The sequence below is a fragment of the Pseudomonas sp. 1121_17 genome, from assembly GCF_052850745.1.
The window spans coordinates 1-20,017 of record NZ_VXCX01000012.1 but is presented as its reverse complement, the minus strand read 5'-3'; the positions used below and the strand labels follow the sequence as shown (position 1 = coordinate 20,017).

Sequence of the window (20,017 nt, the reverse complement as noted above, 5' to 3'; positions counted from 1 at the left end):
CGCGGCACCTTCACTGCGTGATTACACCGCAATGAAGGCCGCCAGCGGCGACCTCTGGCTCAGCTGAACCTCTCAGGAACCGCCCCATGCCTTCTACGTTTCGAGCCTTGCGTCTGGGCCTGGTCGTGCTGCTGATCCTGCTCGGCACTGCCCTCAGTGCTGGCTGGGCGATGCATCACGCAAAACGCCATTCGATGCAGACCGACGCCCAGCGTGCGGCGCAGCAACTGGGCCTGTATGCCAACTCGCTGCACACCCTGATCGAACGCTATCGCGCCCTGCCTGCAGTGCTGGCGTTGGACCCGGAGCTGATCGCCGCGCTGGCAGGGCCGATCGAGCCGGCGGTTCAGCATGCGCTCAATATCAAGCTGGAGCGGATCAACGGCGCGGCCAACTCATCGACCCTGGAATTGCTCGATCAGAGCGGCCTGGCTGTGGCGGCCAGCAACTGGCGCCTGCCAAACACCTACGTCGGCTCCAACTATGGTTTCAGGCCGTATTTCAAACAGACCCGTAGCCAGGGCAGCGGGCGTTTCTACGCTGTCGGCGTCACCAGTGGTATCCCGGGCTATTTCCTGTCCAGCGCAGTCAAGGACCTGCAAGGGCGCTTCCTCGGTGCGATGGTGGTCAAGCTGGAGTTTCCCGAGCTTGAGCGCGAGTGGCGTCAGGGCAGCGATGTGCTGCTGGTCAGCGATGCCCGCGGGATCATCTTCATCGCCAATCAGGACGGCTGGCGTTACCGCGAACTGACCCCGCTGTCCGGAGCTGACCGCGCCGAACTGGCTGCTACCCGCCAGTACGACAAGCAGCCACTGCTGGCGTTGCAACACCAGGCACTGACCCGCTTCGACGAACACAGCCAACTGAGCCGGGTGCAAGGCCCTGACGGCCCGGTCGAATACCTGTGGCAGAGCCTGCCATTGCCCAGCGAGGGCTGGACCCTGCATTTGCTGCGCAAGCCGCAGGTCAGCGAAGACGTGCGCAATGCCGGGCTGGCAGCTGCAGCCATCTGGCTGAGTCTGGTGTTCGCGATCCTGTTCGTCAGCCAGCGCCTGCGCCTCGCCCGTTTGCGTCAGCGCAGCCGCGAGGCGCTCAAGCGTCAGGTCGAAGAGCGCACCCGGCAATTGCGCACGGCCCAGGAGGGCCTGGTGCAATCGGCCAAGCTGGCCGCCCTGGGGCAGATGTCCGCGGCGCTGGCGCACGAGATCAACCAGCCGTTGACCACCCAGCGCATGCAACTGGAAACCCTGCGGCTGTTGCTCGACCACGGCCGCCATGAGGAAGCGCGCCAGGCGCTAGAGCCGCTGGAGCAGATGCTCTCGCGCATGGCAGCGCTCACCAGCCACCTGAAAACCTTCGCCCGCAACAGCCCTGGCGGCCTGCGCGAACGGCTGGATCTGGCTACGGTGGTCGATCAGGCGCTGCACTTGCTGGATACCCGCATCCGCAGCGAAGAGGTCGAAGTAGCGCTGTACCTGGCTCGCCCAGCGTGGGTGCGCGGCGATGCCATTCGCCTTGAGCAGGTGCTGATCAATCTGCTGCACAATGCCCTCGATGCGATGGCCGACAAACGCTACAAACGGCTGGAGATTCGCATCGAGAACCACGCCAATGACTGGCACCTGAGCGTGCTTGATTCCGGTGGCGGGATCGACTCAGCCGACCTGGCCAAAGTCTTCGATCCGTTTTTCACCACCAAACCGGTGGGCGAAGGGCTTGGCCTGGGCCTGGCCATTTCCTATGGCATCGTCCGCGAAGCCGGCGGCCAGCTACAGGTCGACAATCTGCCCGGCGGCGCTCGCTTCAGCCTGATACTGCCGCGTGACCAGGAGCCCGCATGTTGAACTCAGTAATAGTCGTCGATGACGAAGCAAGCATCCGCAGCGCGGTGGAACAGTGGCTGGGCCTGTCAGGCTTTGCCGTGCAACTGTTCGCGCGCGCCGATGAGTGCCTGGCGCAACTGCCCGAGCACTTCCCCGGGGTGATCATCAGCGATGTGCGCATGCCCGGCATGGACGGCCTGCAACTGCTGGCCGAGCTGCAGGCACGCGACCCGGACTTGCCGGTGATTCTCCTGACCGGCCACGGTGATGTACCAATGGCGGTCGAGGCCATGCGCAACGGCGCCTATGACTTTCTGGAAAAACCGTTCACCCCGCAGCATCTGCTCGGCAGCCTGCGCCGCGCCCTGGAAAAACGCCAGTTGGTGCTGGAGAACCGCCGCCTGCATGAGCAGGCCGACCTCAAGGCGCGCCTGGAAACCACCCTGCTGGGGATGTCCCAGGGCCTGCAGCAGCTGCGCCGACAAGTACTCGACCTGGCCAACCTGCCGGTCAACGTGCTGCTGCGCGGCGAAACCGGCAGCGGCAAGGAGCGGGTCGCCCGCTGCCTGCATGATTTTGGCCCGCGCGCGGCCAAGCCATTTGTCGCGCTCAACTGCGCGGCAATCCCCGAAGCGTTGTTTGAGGCCGAGTTGTTCGGCCATGAGAGCGGCGCCTTCACCGGCGCTCAAGGCAAACGCATCGGCAAGCTGGAATATGCCAACGGCGGCACGTTGTTTCTCGACGAGATCGAAAGCATGCCGGTGGCCCAGCAGGCCAAGCTGTTGCGGGTGATCCAGGAGCAGAAACTCGAACGCCTGGGCGCCAACCAGAGCATCAGCGTCGACCTGCGCATCATTGCCGCAACCAAGCCGGACCTCCTCGCAGAAGCCCGCGCCGGGCGTTTTCGCGAAGACCTTGCCTACCGCCTGAACGTGGCTGAACTGCGCCTGGCGCCGCTGCGCGAGCGGCGTGAAGATATTCCGCTGCTGTTCGACTATTTTGCCCGGACTGCGGCCGAACGCTTGCAACGCAGTGTGCCGCCATTGACCAGCGTGCAATTGGCGCAGTTGCTCAGCCATGACTGGCCAGGCAATGTCCGCGAGCTGGCCAACGCCGCTGAACGGCATGCCCTGGGGCTGGGGTCGAGCGGGCCTGAAGGCGATGCCGTTGGCCCGTCGCTGGCTGAGCAGATAGAGGCATTCGAAGCACAGTGTTTGCGGGCGGCGCTGCGCCAGTCTGGAGGTGAGATCAAGGCAGTGATGGAGGCGTTGCAACTGCCGCGACGCACGCTCAACGAGAAGATGCAACGGCATGGGCTGGTGCGGGAGGATTTTCTCGAGCGCAGATAGGCGGAATCTTGCTTATTGGCTGCTATGGGTAGGCGTGAATCTGCCTATTCCGAGTGAGATCGGGGGCTGCTCTGCAGCCCTTTCGCGACGCAAGGCCGCTCTACAGAAAAGCCACAAGCCTTCTGGCGCCGCCGTCTGTAGGTGCGGCCTTGCGTCGCGAAAGGGCTGCAAAGCAGCCCCAAAATTCTAACTGGCACACCTCCTGCACTACCCCTTCTCAAGCAGCGCTCCGGCGTGCTCCACAAAAACAACGAGAAGGTTACCTCCGATGGATAACGCCACCTCCCTGCCAACCGGGGCGGCCACAGCGCCGGCCGCCGAAAAAACCACCGCCAGCCGCCTCAAGTCGATCTTCAGCGGGTCGATCGGCAACATGGTCGAGTGGTATGACTGGTACGTATACGCCGCATTCTCGCTGTACTTCGCCAAGGCCTTCTTCCCTGCCGGCGACACCACTGCACAATTGCTCAATACCGCTGCGATCTTCGCCGTGGGCTTCCTCATGCGCCCGATCGGCGGCTGGTTGATGGGCATCTACGCCGACCGCAAGGGCCGCAAGGCGGCGCTGATGGCGTCGGTACTGCTGATGTGCGCAGGTTCGCTGGTGATTGCGCTGACCCCAGGTTATGAAACCATCGGCGTCGCGGCCCCCATCCTGTTGGTTCTTGCACGTTTGCTGCAGGGCCTGTCGGTAGGCGGTGAATACGGCACCTCCGCTACCTACCTTAGCGAAATGGCCAGCAAGGAGCGTCGTGGCTTCTTCTCCAGCTTCCAGTACGTGACGTTGATTTCCGGCCAGTTGATTGCCCTGGCGGTGTTGATCGTTCTGCAGCAGACCCTGACCACCGAGCAACTGTACTCGTGGGGCTGGCGTGTGCCGTTCGTGATCGGCGCGCTGTGTGCAGTGGTTGCGCTGTACCTGCGTCGCGGTATGGAAGAAACCGCGTCGTTCACCAAGAAAGAGAAGTCCAAAGAAAGCCTGATGCGCACCCTGATGCGCCATCCCAAGGAGCTACTGACCGTGGTTGGCCTGACCATGGGCGGCACCCTGGCCTTCTACACCTACACCACCTACATGCAGAAGTACCTGGTCAACACAGTGGGCATGAGCATCAGCGACTCGACCACCATCTCGGCCGCTACGTTGTTCCTGTTCATGTGCCTGCAACCCGTGATCGGCGGGCTGTCGGACAAGATCGGCCGACGCCCGATCCTGATCGCCTTCGGCGTACTGGGGACGATCTTCACGGTGCCGATCCTGACCACCCTGCACACCATCCAGACCTGGTGGGGCGCGTTCTTCCTGATCATGGCGGCGCTGATCATCGTTAGTGGCTACACCTCGATCAACGCCGTGGTCAAAGCCGAGCTGTTCCCGACCGAGATCCGTGCGCTGGGCGTTGGCCTGCCGTACGCGCTGACTGTATCGATCTTCGGCGGTACCGCTGAATACGTCGCCCTGTGGTTCAAGAGCGCCGGCATGGAAAGCGGCTACTACTGGTACGTCACCGCCTGTATCGCCTGCTCCTTGCTGGTGTACGCGACCATGAAAGACACCAAGACCCACTCACGGATCACCACTGACTGATCCCGCAGCGGCAATCCAGAAAGGGCGTACCGGTAATCGGTGCGCCCTTTTTCATTTTCACCGTTCAATGTCTTCGCGCCAGTTTCAGCCTGTTAATTCCTCATTAATCTCAGACACCTAGTCTGCACAAGCTGACCAATCACTCAAACCTGCCACGGGCACAAGCCTGCAAGCGGTGCCAATCGCATAACAATACATCGATTAAGACGATTCAAATGTGCATATTTTTGCGCTTTTTCATCAAATTAATCGGAGTAGCATCTGATTCATGGAAACAAAACAACCTGAAACCTACCGGAGCAACCAACCATGAAAAACAAACTGATTCTCGCCTTCGCCCTTTCCGTCCTGGCTACCGGCGCTTTCGCTGAAGATGGCTTCGACCGTACCAGTGCTCATTCCTTTGCTGCCGCCAGCGCTCAATCGGCAACGTACGCAGAGGATGGTTTTGACCGCACCAACGGCGCACGCTTCGCAGAAGACGGCTTCGACCGCACCAACGGCGCACGCTTCGCCGAAGACGGCTTCGACCGCACCAACGGCGCACGCTTTGCAGAAGACGGCTTCGACCGCACCAACGGCGCACGCTTTGCAGAAGACGGCTTCGACAACACCAAAGGTCATCGCTTCAGCTAAGCCCTGCTGCGAGCACCCAGCCCGGCCTTGCCGGGCTTGATCATTTGCAGCAGCGCGCAGAACCGGCACACTAGGCATCTTGTCCATCCCAGAGCGGCCCTGATCAGATGTACTACTACGAACCTGCAAAAGGCCACGGCCTGCCCCACGATCCCTTCAACGCCATCGTCGGCCCGCGGCCGATTGGCTGGATCTCCTCGCACGACAGCAAGGGCCGGCTCAACCTGGCGCCCTACAGCTTCTTCAACGCTTTCAACTACATTCCGCCGATCATCGGCTTCTGCAGTGTTGGCCGCAAAGACAGCCTGAACAACATCGAACAGACCGGCGAATTCGTCTGGAACCTGGCCACCCGACCGTTGGCCGAGCAGATGAACCAGAGCTGCGCTGCGGTTGCAGCCGATGTCGACGAGTTTGTCCTGAGCGGGCTGACGCCGACGGCATCGCGCATCGTCGGTGTACCGCGAGTGGGCGAAAGCCCGGTGGCGTTCGAATGCAAGGTGAGCCAGATCATCCAGCTCAAGCGCGCCGATCAGGAACTGGTACCCAGCTGGCTGATCCTTGGCGAGGTGGTGGCTGTACACATCGCCGAGCACCTGCTCAAGGACGGCATCTACGACACCGCCGCCGGTGAGCCGATTCTGCGCGGTGGTGGCCCGCAGGATTACTTCGAGCTGGGCAATCTGTTCAAGATGGCGCGGCCGCGCAACGATGGCTGATCACCAGATCAGCTCGCCCTCTTCGTTCACGCCCTGCAAGCGTTCGAGCTCGGCGCAAGCGGCCTCATCGGCCGCGATTGCGCCCTTGAACAGCTGGCCATCAAGCACCTTGTGAAAACGCGGCGTACCCATCCCGGCGAGCGCCTTGACCGCAATGGCAGCGTGATAACCACCGCCCTCAACCGGGACCATCGCTGAAACCGCTTCAAACTGGGCAAATTCTCTACGTGCCATGCTGCGTTTCCTTGTCGAAAAGGCGGCATTGTAACCTGCTGATCACTCGCTGAAGGTATGCAGATCCAGGCTTGCCAGCACCTGCGCCTGCACCAGCTCGCCGAGCAGGTCGAGATTGGCCGAGGCGAAGTAGCCAGTCATTGCCTGCTGATCGTGCCAACTGCCGCTGAGCAGCCACAGGTCGTCATCGGCCTGCGATCGCTGCACGCTGAAGCTCAGGCAGCCGGGCATGCGCAGCGACGGTTCGAGCAGGTCCCGCAGACGCGCGCCGAGCTCGGACGAGCGGCCGTTGCTGGCACGGATAAAAGCCAAATGGGTGACCGGTTGACGTGGTGTCATGAATGCGCTCCTTGAAACAGGCCAGACGGAAGATCCAGGCAACCAAGGCTATGCTCCGCTTGACCTGCACCGTTAGGTCATTACTGCGAGCCGCTTGCCTGATCCTGCGCCGCGGCAGGATCAGGCAAGCGACCGACAGCATTCGACTAGCACCCGAGCTTGCCCAAACCTATCCTGCTCCCCTCAGCAGAGGAAACCCGTCATGACCACCCCATCGCCACTGGACCCCACACTTGAAGCCCTCCGCGAGGAACTCGCCGGGTTGATCCTGCGCCATGCCGGAGGCGGGCCGTCGGCGATCGACGCGCTATACCTCAGTCGTTACGAGGAAAACCTGCGCGCAATGCCGACCCTGGCGCAGCCTGCATTGTGCATTCTGGCCCAAGGTAGCAAGACGCTGTTTCTGGGTGATGAAAGCTACACCTACGACCCACTGCATTACATGGTGGTGTCGGTAACCCTGCCAATCACCGGCGCCAGCCTGGATGCCAGCCCGGACAATCCTTGCCTGGGCCTGCGCCTGGACCTGGACCCTGCCGAGATCAGCCAGTTGATTGCCGAGAGCGGGCCGATGCTGGTGCCCAGCCAACCGTCGGGCCGTGGCCTGTTCGTCGAGCGCAGCGATGGCGAGCTGCTCGATGCCCTGCTGCGGCTGGTACGGCTGCTCGATTCACCACGCGATATTCCAGTACTGGCGCCGCTGGTGCGGCGCGAGCTGCTGTATCGAGTACTGCGCGGCCCGCAGGGCTATCGGCTGTATGAAATCGCCCTGTCCAACAGCCAGACCCATCGCGTGTGCCAGGCCATCGCCTGGCTCAACCGGCATTATCAACAGCCGCTGCGTATCGACGAGCTGGCCCGCGAGGTCAACCTGAGCACCTCGACACTGCACCACCGCTTCAAGGCCGTGACCTCGATGAGCCCGCTGCAATATCAAAAACAGCTGCGCCTGCAGGAGGCGCGCCGGCTGATGCTCAATGATGGTATCGAGGCGGCGGTGGCGGGCTACCGTGTCGGCTATGAAAGCCCGTCGCAGTTCAGCCGCGAATACAGCCGGCTGTATGGTGCGCCGCCGATTCGCGATGTCGCCCGGTTACGCGCCAGCGCCAGCTGAGCACTGCCCGAATCAATCGTGCACGGCCTGCTGCCACTGCGCCTGATCGACCTGCAGCAGCGTGGGCTTGTTGCGTTCGACGGCGCGGGCCAACGCCGCCTGCAACTGTGCGACGTCGTTGACCTGCTCGGCGGCCGCGCCCAGGCCCTGCGCCACGGCGATGAAGTCTGGGGTATGGATATCTACCCCGACCGGTTTGATATCGCGGTTGAGCATGTACTTCTTGATCTCTTCATAGCCATGGTTATTCCACAGCAGGATAATCAGCGGCACCTGCGCCTCCACCGCGCTGGCCAGTTCCGGCAGGGTGAACTGCAGGCCACCATCGCCAATCAAGCAGACCACTGGCGCGCGTTGCTTGATCACCGCCGAGCTGCCCAGCCAGGCCCCCATCGCTGCTGGCAACGCATATCCAAGCGTGCCGTAGCCGGTCGAGGCATTGAACCAGCGGCGCGGCGCAGGCATGTCCAGAGTCAGATTACCGGTGTAGACCGGCTGGGTTGAGTCACCGACCAGCACCACCTCTGGCAGCGTCTGCAACAATGTCTTGAGCAAGCGGGTCTGGCTCAAGCTGGGCTGATCCCAGCTGGCCGCCACGGCCTGGCGCAGTCGCGCGGCCCGAGCGGTGCCCCAACTGGCTTGACGCTGCGGTGCTGGCTGCTGCTGCACTGCAGCCAGCAAGGCCTGCGCGGCCTGCTCGGCATCGGCCACCAAGGCAAGCTCCGGCAAATAGTTGCGCACAGTCTGGTCCGGATCGATGTCGATCCGCAGCAGGCTGCCGGGAATCTTGAAACCACCCTGGAAGGTCACGTCGTAGTCGGTTTCTGCCAGCTCAGTGCCAATCGCCAGCACAACATCGGCTTCGCCGATCAGTTCGCGGGTAACGGGCAGCGACTGGGTCGAACCAATCTGCAAGGGATGGTCTGCAGGCATTAGACCTTTGGCATTGATGGTCAAAGCTACCGGCGCCTGCAGATGCTCCGCCAGTGCGGCCAAGGCCGCGCCGGCTGCGAGCGCACCGCCACCGGCAAGGATCAATGGCCGTTGCGCCTGGGCCAGACGTGTTGCCATCTGCACAACGGTGGTCGGCGCCGCTGCTGCGCGGCTGACCCGGATCGGTCGGCCTGGCAACAAATGATCGGCCGGCTCGACCAGCACATCCAGCGGGATCTCGATATGCACAGGCCGTGGCCGGGCGCCATCGAACACGGCGAACGCCCGCGCCAGCACCTGCGGCAAGTCATCGGCGCTCATCAGGGTTTGCGAAAATGCGCTGACTCCAGCCACCAGCCCGCGCTGATCGGGCAACTCGTGCAGCTTGCCGCGCCCGCCGCCCAGGGCATTGCGCGACTGCACACTGGAAATCACCAGCATCGGAATCGAATCGGCAAATGCCTGGCCCATGGCGGTGGTGATGTTGGTCATGCCTGGGCCAGTGATGATGAAGCACACGCCAGGCACGCCGCGCGTGCGTGCATAACCGTCGGCCATGAACCCGGCGCCTTGCTCATGACGCGGGGTGATGTGGCGAATCGTGGAGCCCGCCAGGCCGCGGTAAAGCTCGACGGTATGCACGCCGGGGATGCCGAAGGCATGGTCGACGCCATAGCCTTCGAGGAGTTTGACCAGCACTTCGCCACAGGTTGCCATCGTCCGATACCCGTTGTTGTTCAAATAATGAGCGTATTGAAACCGCGGGGCCGCTATCGTCACAATGCAAAAAAACACATACTAGCCATGACCTCAGAACATGGCTGCACACGATGAATCGACTCCCTCCCCTGTCAGCCCTGCAGACTTTTCTGATCACCGCGCAGCATTGCAACTTCACCCACGCCGGCCAGCAGTTGAATATCAGTCAAGGCGCGGTGAGTCGGCAGATCGCCGGGCTCGAGGCGCATTTGGGCTATGCCTTGTTCGTTCGTCAGGCACGCGGCCTGCGCCTGACCCGCGAGGGTCAGGACTGGTTGCCGCGGGTACAGCAGATGTTCGCGATGCTCGAACAGGGGGTGCGCGAAGTCGCCGTGCGCAGTGCAGTGCTGCAGATCAAGGCGCCGACCTGTGTAATGCGCTGGCTGTTGCCACGCTTGATCGAGTGGCAGGCGCTGCGCCCGGACATCCCGGTCGAAGTCACCAGTTCGGTCCAGCACGGGGTCGACTTTCAGCATGAGGAGTTCGATGCTGCGGTGCTCTACGGACCTGCACCCGAGCCTGGCCCGCACACGCGAAAACTGTTTGATGAGCAGCTTACGCCGGTCTGCGCGCCTTCGCTGTTGAAGGGTAATTTGCCCCTACAGCAACTTGCCGACCTGCCTGCACACATGCTGCTGCACCCGTCCCGCGACGAACACGACTGGCGCCTGTGGTTAGCGACGGCAGGCTCGACCGAGGTGCATGGCCGACGCCAGCATTTCGAGACGCTGGACATGGCCATGGCGATGGCTGCGCAAGGTACCGGGGCGGCGATTGGCGACTGGGCATTGATTGCCGATGATCTGCGCGAAGGGCGCTTGTGCATGCCGTTTGACCTAAAGGTGAGCACCGGCAGCAGCTATTATCTGACCAGCCCGGACAGGCCAATGCCTGCGGGACTGATCGAGTTGCTAAAGTGGCTGCAAACACGCGCCAGGCAATAGCCGCGGTTACTCCTCGACGCTCATGTATTCCTTGGCCCAGCGGATGTAGTCCTCCGGCTGGGTATAGGTGTGCGAGAGCTCGGTAGCGCTGAGGTTTTCCGACTTGTTCTGCTGGCCACGCTGCAGGCGCAGGCAATCGTAGGTGGCCTTGATCGCAGCAAAGTAGGCGGCATGGCCATCGACCACGATGCGCACGCCCAAGCGCGCCAGACGCTCGTCATCGCCCAGGTTCGGGTTGCCGTAAGTCACCAGCATCAACGGCACGCTGAGGTGCTCGGAGATCTGCTCGAGGTGGTCGAAGTCCTTGACCCCGACCATGCAGATCGCGTCGGCACCGGCCTTCTGGTAGCTCTGGGTACGGACAATGATCTCTTCGGTGCTGAGTACGCCGGCGTTGGTCCGCGCGATGATCGACAGCGACGAATCGACCCGGGCTTCGAGGGCCGCGCGGATCTTGCCGACGCCTTCGTCGACCGAGATCAGGTCGGTGGACTTGCGCCCGAACTGAGCCGGCAGCAGCGTGTCTTCAATGGTCAATGCCGCCACGCCGGCGCGCTCGAGTTCGATCACGGTGCGCATGACGTTGAGGGCATTGCCATAACCATGGTCGGCGTCGGCCATGACCGGCAGTTGCGCAACGCGGCCGATGCGGGTGGCTTGTTCGACGAACTCGCTCAGGGTGATCAAGGCAAAGTCAGGCGCAGCCAGCACCTGCAGGGAGGCGACCGAACCACCGAGAATACCCACCTCAAAGCCCAGGTCTGCCGCGATGCGCGCCGACATGGGGTCAAACACGGAAGCTGTGTGGAAGCACGAACCGGAAGCGAGCAGCTCGCGGAAGGCAAAACGTAAATCCTGGTGGGAAGCCCTGGGCATGATCACTCCGCAATAAACTTGTAATTGAACTGGCTGAAAACCGACCCTTGAATGTGGGGTCTACCTGACCCGTTCCAACCGTCGCCATCTGGGCGGTCATGCTCGACATGCAGGCAGAGGAATAAAAGGCGTGGGCTACAGCGGCGCGGAATACTGCGACCATTTGCTGCACCATGCTGGTGCAAAGCCCCGTAATCAGCCACTGCGGCTCCGCCACGATATCACGCAGCCACTTCGGTTCGGTCGAAAGCGCGTATGCCGATCGTGCATAGGTGATGCACATACTGGATAGGAAGCTACCTAAGTCAGGTTACACTTGGCTTGCGCCTGATGGCCCTGACTTGGACATTTTCATACAAGGTATGACCGTGACTGCCGCACTCCCTCCTGCTGCCCTTCGCCGCGTGCTGACCGCCCTGATGCTGGCGATCTTTCTTGGTGCCCTCGACCAGACCATCGTTGCCGTGTCGCTGCCGGCGATCTCGGCGCAGTTCAATGAAGTCGAGCTGCTGGCCTGGGTGATTGCCGGGTATATGGTAGCGATGACGGTTGCGGTGCCGATCTACGGCAAGCTGGGTGACCTGTACGGGCGCCGAAGGATGATCCTCACCGGCACCGCGCTGTTCACCCTGGCCTCGGTGTTCTGTGCACTCGCGCAGAATATCGAGCAGTTGATCCTGGCCAGGGTGCTGCAGGGCATCGGCGCCGGCGGCATGGTCTCGGTAAGCCAGGCGATCATTGGTGATTACGTGGCACCGCGCGATCGCGGCAAGTATCAAGGTTATTTCAGCAGCATGTACGCCCTGGCCAGCGTGGCCGGGCCGGTCCTTGGCGGCGGCTTGACCGCTTACTTGTCGTGGCACTGGGTGTTCTGGATCAATCTGCCGCTGGGGCTGCTGGCGCTGTGGGTCATCGGTCGAGCGCTGAACGGCATGCCGAGCCGCCATCGCGCGGCGAAGGTGGATTATCTGGGGGCACTGCTGCTGATCGTCGGCCTGGGCAGCCTGCTGCTGGGCATCACCCTGATCGGCCAAGGGCATGCCTGGCTGTCGACGCCGGTAGTGGCTTTGTTCGGCTGCGCCAGCCTGGGTCTGCTGCTGTTGATCGTTCAGGAACGCCGCTGCGCCGAGCCGCTGCTGCCGCTCAAGCTGTTCGGAAACCGCGTCGCGCTTGCCAGTTGGGGGGTGATCTTCTTTGCCAGCTTCCAGTCGATCTCGCTGACCATGCTGATGCCGCTGCGCTTTCAGAGCATTACCGGCGCCAGCGCCGACAGCGCTGCGCTACACCTCCTGCCGCTGGCTATCGGCCTGCCGCTGGGGGCATTTTGCGGCGGTCGGCTGACCAGCCGTACTGGTCGCTACAAGCCGCAGATCCTCGCCGGCGCCGTGTTGATGCCTATGGCAATCCTGGTAATGGCGCTGACTCCACCTGACTCAGCGCTGCTCAGTGCGCTGGCAATGATCCTGGTCGGGGTTGCTGGCGGCCTGCAGTTTCCGACGTCGCTGGTGGCCAGCCAGAGTGCAGTGCAGGCACAGGATATCGGCGTGGTGACCAGCACTACCAACCTGTTCCGCTCGTTGGGCGGCGCGGTGGGTGTGGCGTGCATGTCCAGCGTGCTGCTGGCATTGCTGCATATGGGTGGGATTGAGTTGCTGGGCAATCCATTGCTGGCGAATGTGCAGACGGGAGCGGCCGACCCGCTGCACCAGGCGCAGTTGCTGCAGACCTTCAGCTATCTGCTGATGGGCAGTGCCGCCGTTGCGCTGCTGGGTCTGATTGCCGCAGTGGCATTGCCCGACCGACAACTGCGCGGGCATTGAACCCGCGCGCGGCTGTTAATCGCCGGTTAATCCGTGTCTCACAAGCTCGCGCACAATCCTTCACAAAGTCTTATTTGCGCAAGGCCGGGCTCAGGCGCAGCATGTCCAGGCCCGTGTCCACCCAGCGTTCGGCATTGCCCAGCAGATCGAAGCTGTCTGGCAGCAACAACCAGCGGCCGATCAGACCGTCGATGTAGGCAAAAATCGCTACCGCAGCATGGTCGACCAATAGGTCGGCAGGCAACTGTTCGCGCCGTACTGCATTGCCCAGCGCCAGCACGATGCTTTGATGGCAATCGGCGATGGCGCCCTGACGCTGCTGGCGGATCTCACACATTTCATCGGTGAACTCGCACTTGTGATGCAGGATTTCATTGATACGCCGGGTTCGCGCGTCCAACACCAGGTCGTTGAGCACCTGCAACAGCAGTGTGCGCATGCAACCGAGTGGGTCGAGCTCATCCTCACTCTCGCTGGCACGGGCCAGGTGATCGTGGCTCTCATGCACACTGTCGAGCAGCGCCTGGACCAGCTCAGCCTTGTTGCTGAAATGCCAGTAGATCGCCCCACGAGTGACCCCCGCCTGCTGCGCAATATCAGCCAGGGTAGTGCGCGCAACCCCGCGTTTATAGAAAGCTCGCTCCGCAGCCGCAACGATCTGGGCGCGGGTTTCCTGGGCTTCCTCTTTGGTTCGACGGACCATGGCAGCTCAACCTCATCAAGATCCCAGCGCATGATCTGCGCTCGGGTGGACTGCGTGGAACACCTCTAGATGGGCGCTTCTCAACACAATTCTGTATCTGCGCCGTGGCAACAGACCGCTACAAATGACTATTTACAAACAACCATGAATGTAAGTATATTCGTTAGTAAGCTACTTATCCAGCCGAATGATTTATTCTGACCAGACTCTTCCATTACTCTTGAGCATCTCCCAGCTCTAGCGACCCGAGGATCCTCATGCAATTCAAGCCAGCTGTCACAGCCCTGGTTTCCGCCGTCGCCCTGGCAACCCTGCTCAGTGGCTGCAAGAAAGAAGAAGCCGCGCCTGCACCGCAGGCTCCTCAGGTCGGCGTTGTAACCCTGCAACCGCAAGCCTTCACCCTGACCTCGGAACTGCCGGGGCGCACCACTGCCTTCCGCGTTGCCGAAGTGCGCCCGCAGGTCAATGGCATCATCCTCAAGCGCCTGTTCAAAGAAGGCAGCGACGTCAAGGAAGGCCAGCAGCTCTATCAGATCGACCCTTCTGTTTACGAAGCGACCCTGGCCAACGCCCAGGCCAACGTGCAAGCGACCCGCTCGCTGGCCGATCGCTACAAGCAGCTGATCGATGAGCAGGCCGTATCCAAACAGGAATACGACGATGCCAATGCCAAACGATTGCAGGCTGAAGCAACGCTCAAGAGTGCCCAGATCGACCTGCGCTACACCAAGGTGCTGGCGCCGATCAGCGGCCGTATCGGTCGCTCGGCGTTCACCGAAGGTGCTTTGGTGAGCAATGGCCAGGCCGACGCCATGGCCACTATTCAACAGCTTGATCCGGTCTACGTCGACGTCACCCAGTCCACCGCAGAGCTGCTCAAGCTGCGCCGCGAGCTGGCCAGTGGGCAACTGCAGAAATCTGGTGAGAATGCTGCTCAGGTCGAGCTGATTCTGGAAGATGGCAGCACCTTCGCGCAAAAAGGCCGCCTGGAATTCTCCGAGGTATCGGTCGACGAAACCACCGGTTCGGTGGTCCTGCGGGCTGTGTTCCCCAACCCCGACCATACCCTGCTGCCGGGCATGTTCGTCCACGCCCGCCTGCAGTCTGGGGTCGCCGCCAATGCCATCCTGGCGCCGCAGCAAGGCGTCACCCGCGACCTGAAGGGCACGCCTACGGCACTGGTCGTGAACAAGGACAACAAGGTCGAACTGCGCGAGCTCAAGGCCAGCCGGACTCTGGGTAGCGACTGGCTGATCGAGGAAGGCCTCAACCCGGGCGACCGTCTGATCACCGAAGGCCTGCAGTACGTGCGTCCTGGCGTCGAGGTCAAGGTCAGCGAAGCGACCAACGTCAAGTCTGCGGCTAACCCCAACCAGGCCAACGCGGCGAAAGCTGACGCCAAAGCGGAGTAAACCATGTCGAAGTTCTTTATCGATCGCCCGATCTTCGCATGGGTGATTGCTCTGGTGATCATGCTGGTCGGCGCCTTGTCGATCCTCAAGCTGCCGATCAACCAGTACCCAAGCATTGCCCCGCCTGCCATCGCGATTGCCGTGAGCTACCCGGGTGCCTCGGCGCAAACCGTGCAGGACACCGTGGTCCAGGTGATCGAGCAGCAGCTCAACGGTATCGACAACCTGCGCTATGTGCAGTCGGAGAGCAACTCCGACGGCAGCATGACCATTACCGCCACCTTCGAGCAGGGCACCAACGCTGATACCGCGCAGGTGCAGGTGCAGAACAAGCTCAACCTGGCCACCCCGCTGCTGCCGCAAGAAGTGCAGCAACAGGGTATCCGCGTGACCAAGGCAGTGAAGAACTTCCTGATGGTGATCGGCTTGGTGTCCGAGGACGGCAGCATGACCAAGGATGACTTGGCCAACTACATCGTCTCGAACATGCAGGATCCGGTTTCGCGCACCGCGGGTGTGGGTGACTTCCAGGTGTTCGGCGCCCAGTACGCCATGCGTATCTGGCTCGATCCGGCCAAGCTGAACAAATTCCAGCTGACCCCGGTCGACGTGCGCACCGCAGTCTCCGCGCAGAACGTGCAGGTTTCCAGCGGTCAGCTGGGCGGCCTGCCAGCACTGCCGGGCACTCAGCTCAACGCCACCATCATCGGCAAGACCCGCCTGCAGACTGCCGAGCAGTTCGAGAAGATCCTGCTCAAGGTCAACAAGGACGGTTCCCAGGTGCGCCTGGGCGATGTCGCCAAGGTCGGTCTGGGCGGCGAGAACTATTCGGTAAGCGCCCAGTTCAACGGCAAGCCGGCTTCGGGCCTGGCGGTCAAACTGGCCACCGGCGCCAACGCCCTGGATACCGCCAAGGCGCTGCGCAAGACCATCAGCGACCTCGAGCCGTTCTTCCCGCCTGGGATGAAAGCGGTGTTCCCTTATGACACCACGCCGGTGGTGACCGAGTCGATCAGCGGGGTTATTCACACCCTGATCGAAGCGGTGGTGCTGGTGTTCCTGGTGATGTACCTGTTCCTGCAGAATTTCCGCGCCACAGTGATCACCACCATGACGGTGCCGGTGGTATTGCTCGGCACCTTCGGCATCCTCGCCGCAGCCGGCTTCAGCATCAACACCCTGACCATGTTCGCCATGGTTCTGGCCATCGGCTTGCTGGTAGACGACGCCATCGTTGTGGTGGAGAACGTCGAGCGGGTGATGTCCGAAGAGGGACTACCGCCCAAGGAGGCGACCAAACGTTCGATGGAGCAGATCCAGGGTGCGCTGGTCGGTATTGCCCTGGTGCTGTCGGCGGTACTGCTGCCAATGGCCTTCTTCGGCGGCTCTACCGGTGTGATCTACCGGCAGTTCTCGATCACCATCGTCTCGGCCATGGGCCTGTCGGTACTGGTCGCGTTGATCTTCACCCCGGCCTTGTGCGCCACCATGCTCAAGCCGGTGAAAAAGGGCGAACACCATGTCGCCAAGCGTGGCTTCTTCGGCTGGTTCAACCGCAACTTCGACCGCAGTGTGCAGGGCTACGAGCGTAGCGTCGGCACCATTCTGCGCAACAAGGCGCCATTCCTGCTCGCTTACGCCCTGATCATCGTCGGCATGATCTACCTGTTCATGCGCATCCCGACGGCGTTCCTGCCTGAAGAAGACCAGGGCGTATTGTTTGCCCAGGTACAAACCCCGGCCGGTTCCAGTGCCGAGCGCACCCAGGCCGTCGTTGACCAGATGCGTGAGTACCTGCTCAAGGACGAGGCCGACACCGTGTCGTCGGTATTCACCGTTACCGGCTTCAACTTCGCCGGCCGTGGGCAGAGCTCGGGTATGGCCTTCATCATGCTCAAACCATGGGGTGAGCGTACGGCTGAAAACAGCGTGTTCGGCCTCGCTGGCCGGGCTCAGCAGCACTTCTTCACCTTCCGTGATGCGATGGTGTTTGCCTTTGCCCCGCCTGCGGTACTGGAGCTGGGTAACGCCACCGGCTTTGACGTGTTCCTGCAGGACCGTGCCGGTCTTGGCCACGAAAAACTCATGGAAGCGCGCAACCAGTTCCTGGCCAAGGCGGCGCAGAGCAAGGTCCTCACTCAGGTGCGCCCTAACGGCCTGAACGATGAGCCGCAGTACCAGCTGATTGTCGATGACGAGCGCGCCAGCGCGTTGGGCGTGACCATCTCTGATATCAACAGCACCTTGTCGATCGCTCTGGGCGGCAGCTACGTCAACGACTTCATCGACCGCGGTCGGGTCAAGAAGGTCTACATTCAGGGCGACGCCAGTGCGCGGATGAACCCTGAAGACCTGAAGAAGTGGTATGTGCGCAACAGCCAGGGCGAGATGGTGCCGTTCTCTTCCTTCGCCACGGGTGAGTGGTCGTTCGGTTCGCCAAAACTGTCGCGTTACAACGGCGTGGAAGCGGTCGAAGTTCTGGGTGCACCGGCACCTGGCTACAGTACTGGTGAAGCCATGGCTGAGGTCGAGCGCATTGCCGGCGAACTGCCTACCGGCATTGGCTACTCGTGGACGGGTATGTCCTACGAGGAGAAACTCTCCGGTTCGCAGATGCCAGCCTTGTTCGCCCTGTCGCTGCTGTTCGTGTTCCTCTGCCTGGCAGCGTTGTACGAAAGCTGGTCGATCCCAATCGCGGTCGTGCTGGTAGTACCGCTGGGTATCATCGGTGCACTGGTTGCCACCAGCCTGCGCGGGTTGTCCAACGATGTGTACTTCCTGGTTGGCCTGTTGACCACCATCGGCCTGGCGGCGAAGAACGCGATCCTCATCGTCGAATTCGCCAAAGAGCTGCATGAACAAGGCAAGAGCCTGTACGACGCGACCATCGAAGCGTGCCGCATGCGTCTGCGCCCGATCATCATGACCTCGCTGGCGTTCATCCTCGGCGTGGTACCGTTGACCATCGCCAGCGGCGCAGGCTCGGGTAGCCAGCACGCCATTGGTACCGGTGTGATCGGCGGCATGATCAGTGCGACCGTGCTGGCCATCTTCTGGGTACCGTTGTTCTTCGTCGCAGTGTCGTCGCTGTTCGGCAGCAAAAAGCCGGAAGCCGACGCCACCCCTGAAACTCCACGTATCGAGGCTGGGCAATGACCAAGTCTTTGCTGTCCCTGGCAGTCACCGCGCTGATTCTCAGCGGCTGCTCGCTGATTCCTGATTATGAAACCCCAGATGCTCCGGTGGCAGCGCAGTGGCCGCAAGGCCCTGCCTACTCGCCGACCGAATCGGCAGAAGTGGCGGCGGCCGAGCAAGGCTGGCGCCAGTTCTACACCGATCCGGCGCTGCAACAGCTAATCCAGACGTCGCTGGTGAACAACCGTGACCTGCGCGTTGCTGCGTTGAATATCGACGCCTACCGTGCGCAGTACCGCATCCAGCGTGCCGACTTGTTCCCGGCAGTGTCGGCGACTGGCAGCGGTAGCCGTCAGCGCGTCCCTGCCGACATGTCGCAAACCGGCCAAGCCGGCATTACCAGCCAGTACTCGGCCACCGTTGGCGTCAGCGCCTACGAGCTGGACCTGTTTGGTCGCGTGCGCAGCCTCAGCGAGCAGGCGTTGGAGACTTACCTCTCCAGCGAGCAGGCGCGGCGCTCGACGCAGATCGCGCTGGTCGCCAGCGTGGCCAATGCCTATTACACCTGGCAGGCCGATCAGGCGCTGCTGAAGCTGACCGAAGAAACCCTCAAGACCTACGACCAGAGCTTCAACCTGACCCGTCGCAGCAATGAGGTTGGCGTGGCTTCGGCGCTTGATCTGAGCCAGGCGCGGACCGCGGTCGAAGGCGCCCGGGTCAAGCTTGCGCAGTACCAACGGCTGGTCGCCCAGGACCTCAACAGCCTGACCGTGCTACTCGGTACCGGCATCCCAGCCAACCTGCCGACACCGCTCAAGCTCGACGCTGATCAGTTGGCCGAAGTGCCAGCGGGTCTGCCGTCCGATCTGCTGCAGCGCCGGCCGGACATCCAGGAAGCCGAGCATCTGCTCAAGGCGGCCAACGCCAATATCGGCGCCGCCCGCGCAGCGTTCTTCCCGAGCATCAGCCTGACCGCCAATGCCGGCACCCTCAGCCCGGACATGAGCGGGCTGTTCAGCGGTGGTTCGGGTACCTGGCTGTTCCAGCCGCAGATCAACCTGCCGATCTTCAACGCCGGCAGCCTGCGCGCCAGCCTGGATTACTCGAAAATCCAGAAGGACATCAATATCGCGCGTTACGAAAAGACCATCCAGACTGCCTTCCAGGAAGTCTCGGATGGCCTGGCCGCACGCAAGACGTTTGAAGAGCAGTTGCAGGCGCAGCGCGATCTGGTTGCAGCCAACCAGGATTACTACCGCCTGGCCGAACGCCGCTACCGCATCGGGATCGACAGCAACCTGACCTTCCTCGATGCCCAACGCAACCTGTTCAGCGCCCAGCAGGCGTTGATCAGCGATCGGCTGTCGCAGCTGACAAGCGAGGTCAATCTGTACAAGGCGCTGGGAGGCGGCTGGTACGAGCGCACCGGCGAGGCCAACCAGCAGGCGTCGCTGAAATCGCCTAAAGGCTGATCGCCAAGGCACTGCAACAAGCCCACCCTCGCGGTGGGCTTTTTTATGCGCGGACGCCACTGCGACGCGGTCCCCGTAGGAGCGGCCTTGTGTCGCGAAAGGGTCGCGCAGCGGCCCCAGAGATCGTGCAACCACCACAGATCGCCGGGCCCGCTACGCGC

Annotated in this window: 16 protein-coding genes; 11 read left to right on the top strand and 5 right to left on the bottom strand. The window is 62.1% G+C overall.

The window, feature by feature from the left end; all coding sequences use genetic code 11:
* Positions 1–86 precede the first annotated feature (86 nt).
* From FW789_RS19715 to FW789_RS19695, 5 genes are all read left to right on the top strand, one after another.
* Positions 87–1,844 (top strand): ATP-binding protein, encoded by a 1,758-nt coding sequence (locus tag FW789_RS19715; RefSeq protein WP_446431920.1) that lies wholly within the window; start codon positions 87–89, stop codon positions 1,842–1,844.
* Entirely contained in the window at positions 1,838–3,172 is a 1,335-nt protein-coding gene (locus FW789_RS19710; RefSeq protein WP_207073229.1) for a sigma-54-dependent transcriptional regulator, read from the top strand. The genes FW789_RS19715 and FW789_RS19710 overlap by 7 nt, the downstream gene beginning before the upstream one ends.
* A 268-nt stretch (positions 3,173–3,440) precedes the next feature.
* On the top strand, positions 3,441–4,760 hold the full coding sequence (locus FW789_RS19705; protein ID WP_181088832.1) for an MFS transporter: 1,320 nt from the start codon (positions 3,441–3,443) through the stop codon (positions 4,758–4,760).
* Positions 4,761–5,069: 309 nt separating this feature from the next.
* Positions 5,070–5,396, top strand: a complete 327-nt coding sequence (locus FW789_RS19700; RefSeq protein ID WP_446431919.1) for a hypothetical protein — start codon at positions 5,070–5,072, stop codon at positions 5,394–5,396.
* Positions 5,397–5,503: 107 nt separating this feature from the next.
* Positions 5,504–6,115 carry a flavin reductase family protein gene (locus FW789_RS19695; RefSeq protein ID WP_207073227.1) on the top strand — a complete coding sequence of 204 codons (612 nt, stop codon included), beginning with the start codon at positions 5,504–5,506 and terminating at the stop codon, positions 6,113–6,115.
* Here FW789_RS19695 and FW789_RS19690 read toward each other — a convergent pair whose 3' ends face one another.
* Positions 6,116–6,349 carry a hypothetical protein gene (locus FW789_RS19690; RefSeq protein WP_103438422.1) on the bottom strand — a complete coding sequence of 78 codons (234 nt, stop codon included), beginning with the start codon at positions 6,347–6,349 and terminating at the stop codon, positions 6,116–6,118.
* 42 nt (positions 6,350–6,391) lie between these two features.
* Positions 6,392–6,688, bottom strand: coding sequence for an antibiotic biosynthesis monooxygenase family protein (locus FW789_RS19685; protein WP_101321924.1), 297 nt, complete (start codon positions 6,686–6,688; stop codon positions 6,392–6,394).
* Positions 6,689–6,890: 202 nt separating this feature from the next.
* Between FW789_RS19685 and FW789_RS19680 the strand changes: the two genes are divergently transcribed.
* On the top strand, positions 6,891–7,802 hold the full coding sequence (locus FW789_RS19680; RefSeq protein ID WP_103438424.1) for an AraC family transcriptional regulator: 912 nt from the start codon (positions 6,891–6,893) through the stop codon (positions 7,800–7,802).
* 12 nt (positions 7,803–7,814) lie between these two features.
* On the opposite strand, the gene FW789_RS19675 is transcribed toward FW789_RS19680, so the two are convergent.
* Positions 7,815–9,452 carry a 5-guanidino-2-oxopentanoate decarboxylase gene (locus FW789_RS19675; RefSeq protein WP_446431918.1) on the bottom strand — a complete coding sequence of 546 codons (1,638 nt, stop codon included), beginning with the start codon at positions 9,450–9,452 and terminating at the stop codon, positions 7,815–7,817.
* A gap of 113 nt (positions 9,453–9,565) precedes the next feature.
* On the opposite strand from FW789_RS19675, the gene FW789_RS19670 reads away from it, so the two are divergent.
* A complete protein-coding gene (locus tag FW789_RS19670) occupies positions 9,566–10,438 on the top strand; it encodes a LysR substrate-binding domain-containing protein (RefSeq protein WP_446431917.1) in 873 nt (290 codons plus the stop codon).
* A gap of 6 nt (positions 10,439–10,444) precedes the next feature.
* Here FW789_RS19670 and FW789_RS19665 read toward each other — a convergent pair whose 3' ends face one another.
* Positions 10,445–11,314, bottom strand: coding sequence for an isocitrate lyase/PEP mutase family protein (locus FW789_RS19665; RefSeq protein ID WP_101321928.1), 870 nt, complete (start codon positions 11,312–11,314; stop codon positions 10,445–10,447).
* Between the two features lie 368 nt (positions 11,315–11,682).
* On the opposite strand from FW789_RS19665, the gene FW789_RS19660 reads away from it, so the two are divergent.
* Entirely contained in the window at positions 11,683–13,134 is a 1,452-nt protein-coding gene (locus FW789_RS19660) for an MDR family MFS transporter (RefSeq protein ID WP_446431916.1), read from the top strand.
* Positions 13,135–13,204: 70 nt separating this feature from the next.
* Here FW789_RS19660 and FW789_RS19655 read toward each other — a convergent pair whose 3' ends face one another.
* Positions 13,205–13,837 (bottom strand): TetR family transcriptional regulator, encoded by a 633-nt coding sequence (locus FW789_RS19655; protein ID WP_101321929.1) that lies wholly within the window; start codon positions 13,835–13,837, stop codon positions 13,205–13,207.
* A gap of 257 nt (positions 13,838–14,094) precedes the next feature.
* Here FW789_RS19655 and FW789_RS19650 point away from each other — a divergent pair, with 257 nt between their 5' ends.
* From FW789_RS19650 to FW789_RS19640, 3 genes are read left to right on the top strand one after another with little or no spacing between them, the layout of a single operon-like run.
* Complete coding sequence (locus FW789_RS19650; protein ID WP_103438428.1) at positions 14,095–15,249, top strand: efflux RND transporter periplasmic adaptor subunit; 1,155 nt, start codon at positions 14,095–14,097, stop codon at positions 15,247–15,249.
* Positions 15,250–15,252: 3 nt separating this feature from the next.
* On the top strand, positions 15,253–18,405 hold the full coding sequence (ttgB, locus tag FW789_RS19645; RefSeq protein ID WP_103438429.1) for a multidrug efflux RND transporter permease subunit TtgB: 3,153 nt from the start codon (positions 15,253–15,255) through the stop codon (positions 18,403–18,405).
* A complete protein-coding gene (locus FW789_RS19640; protein WP_446431915.1) occupies positions 18,402–19,856 on the top strand; it encodes an AdeC/AdeK/OprM family multidrug efflux complex outer membrane factor in 1,455 nt (484 codons plus the stop codon). The genes ttgB and FW789_RS19640 overlap by 4 nt, the downstream gene beginning before the upstream one ends.
* Positions 19,857–20,017: the final 161 nt, after the last annotated feature.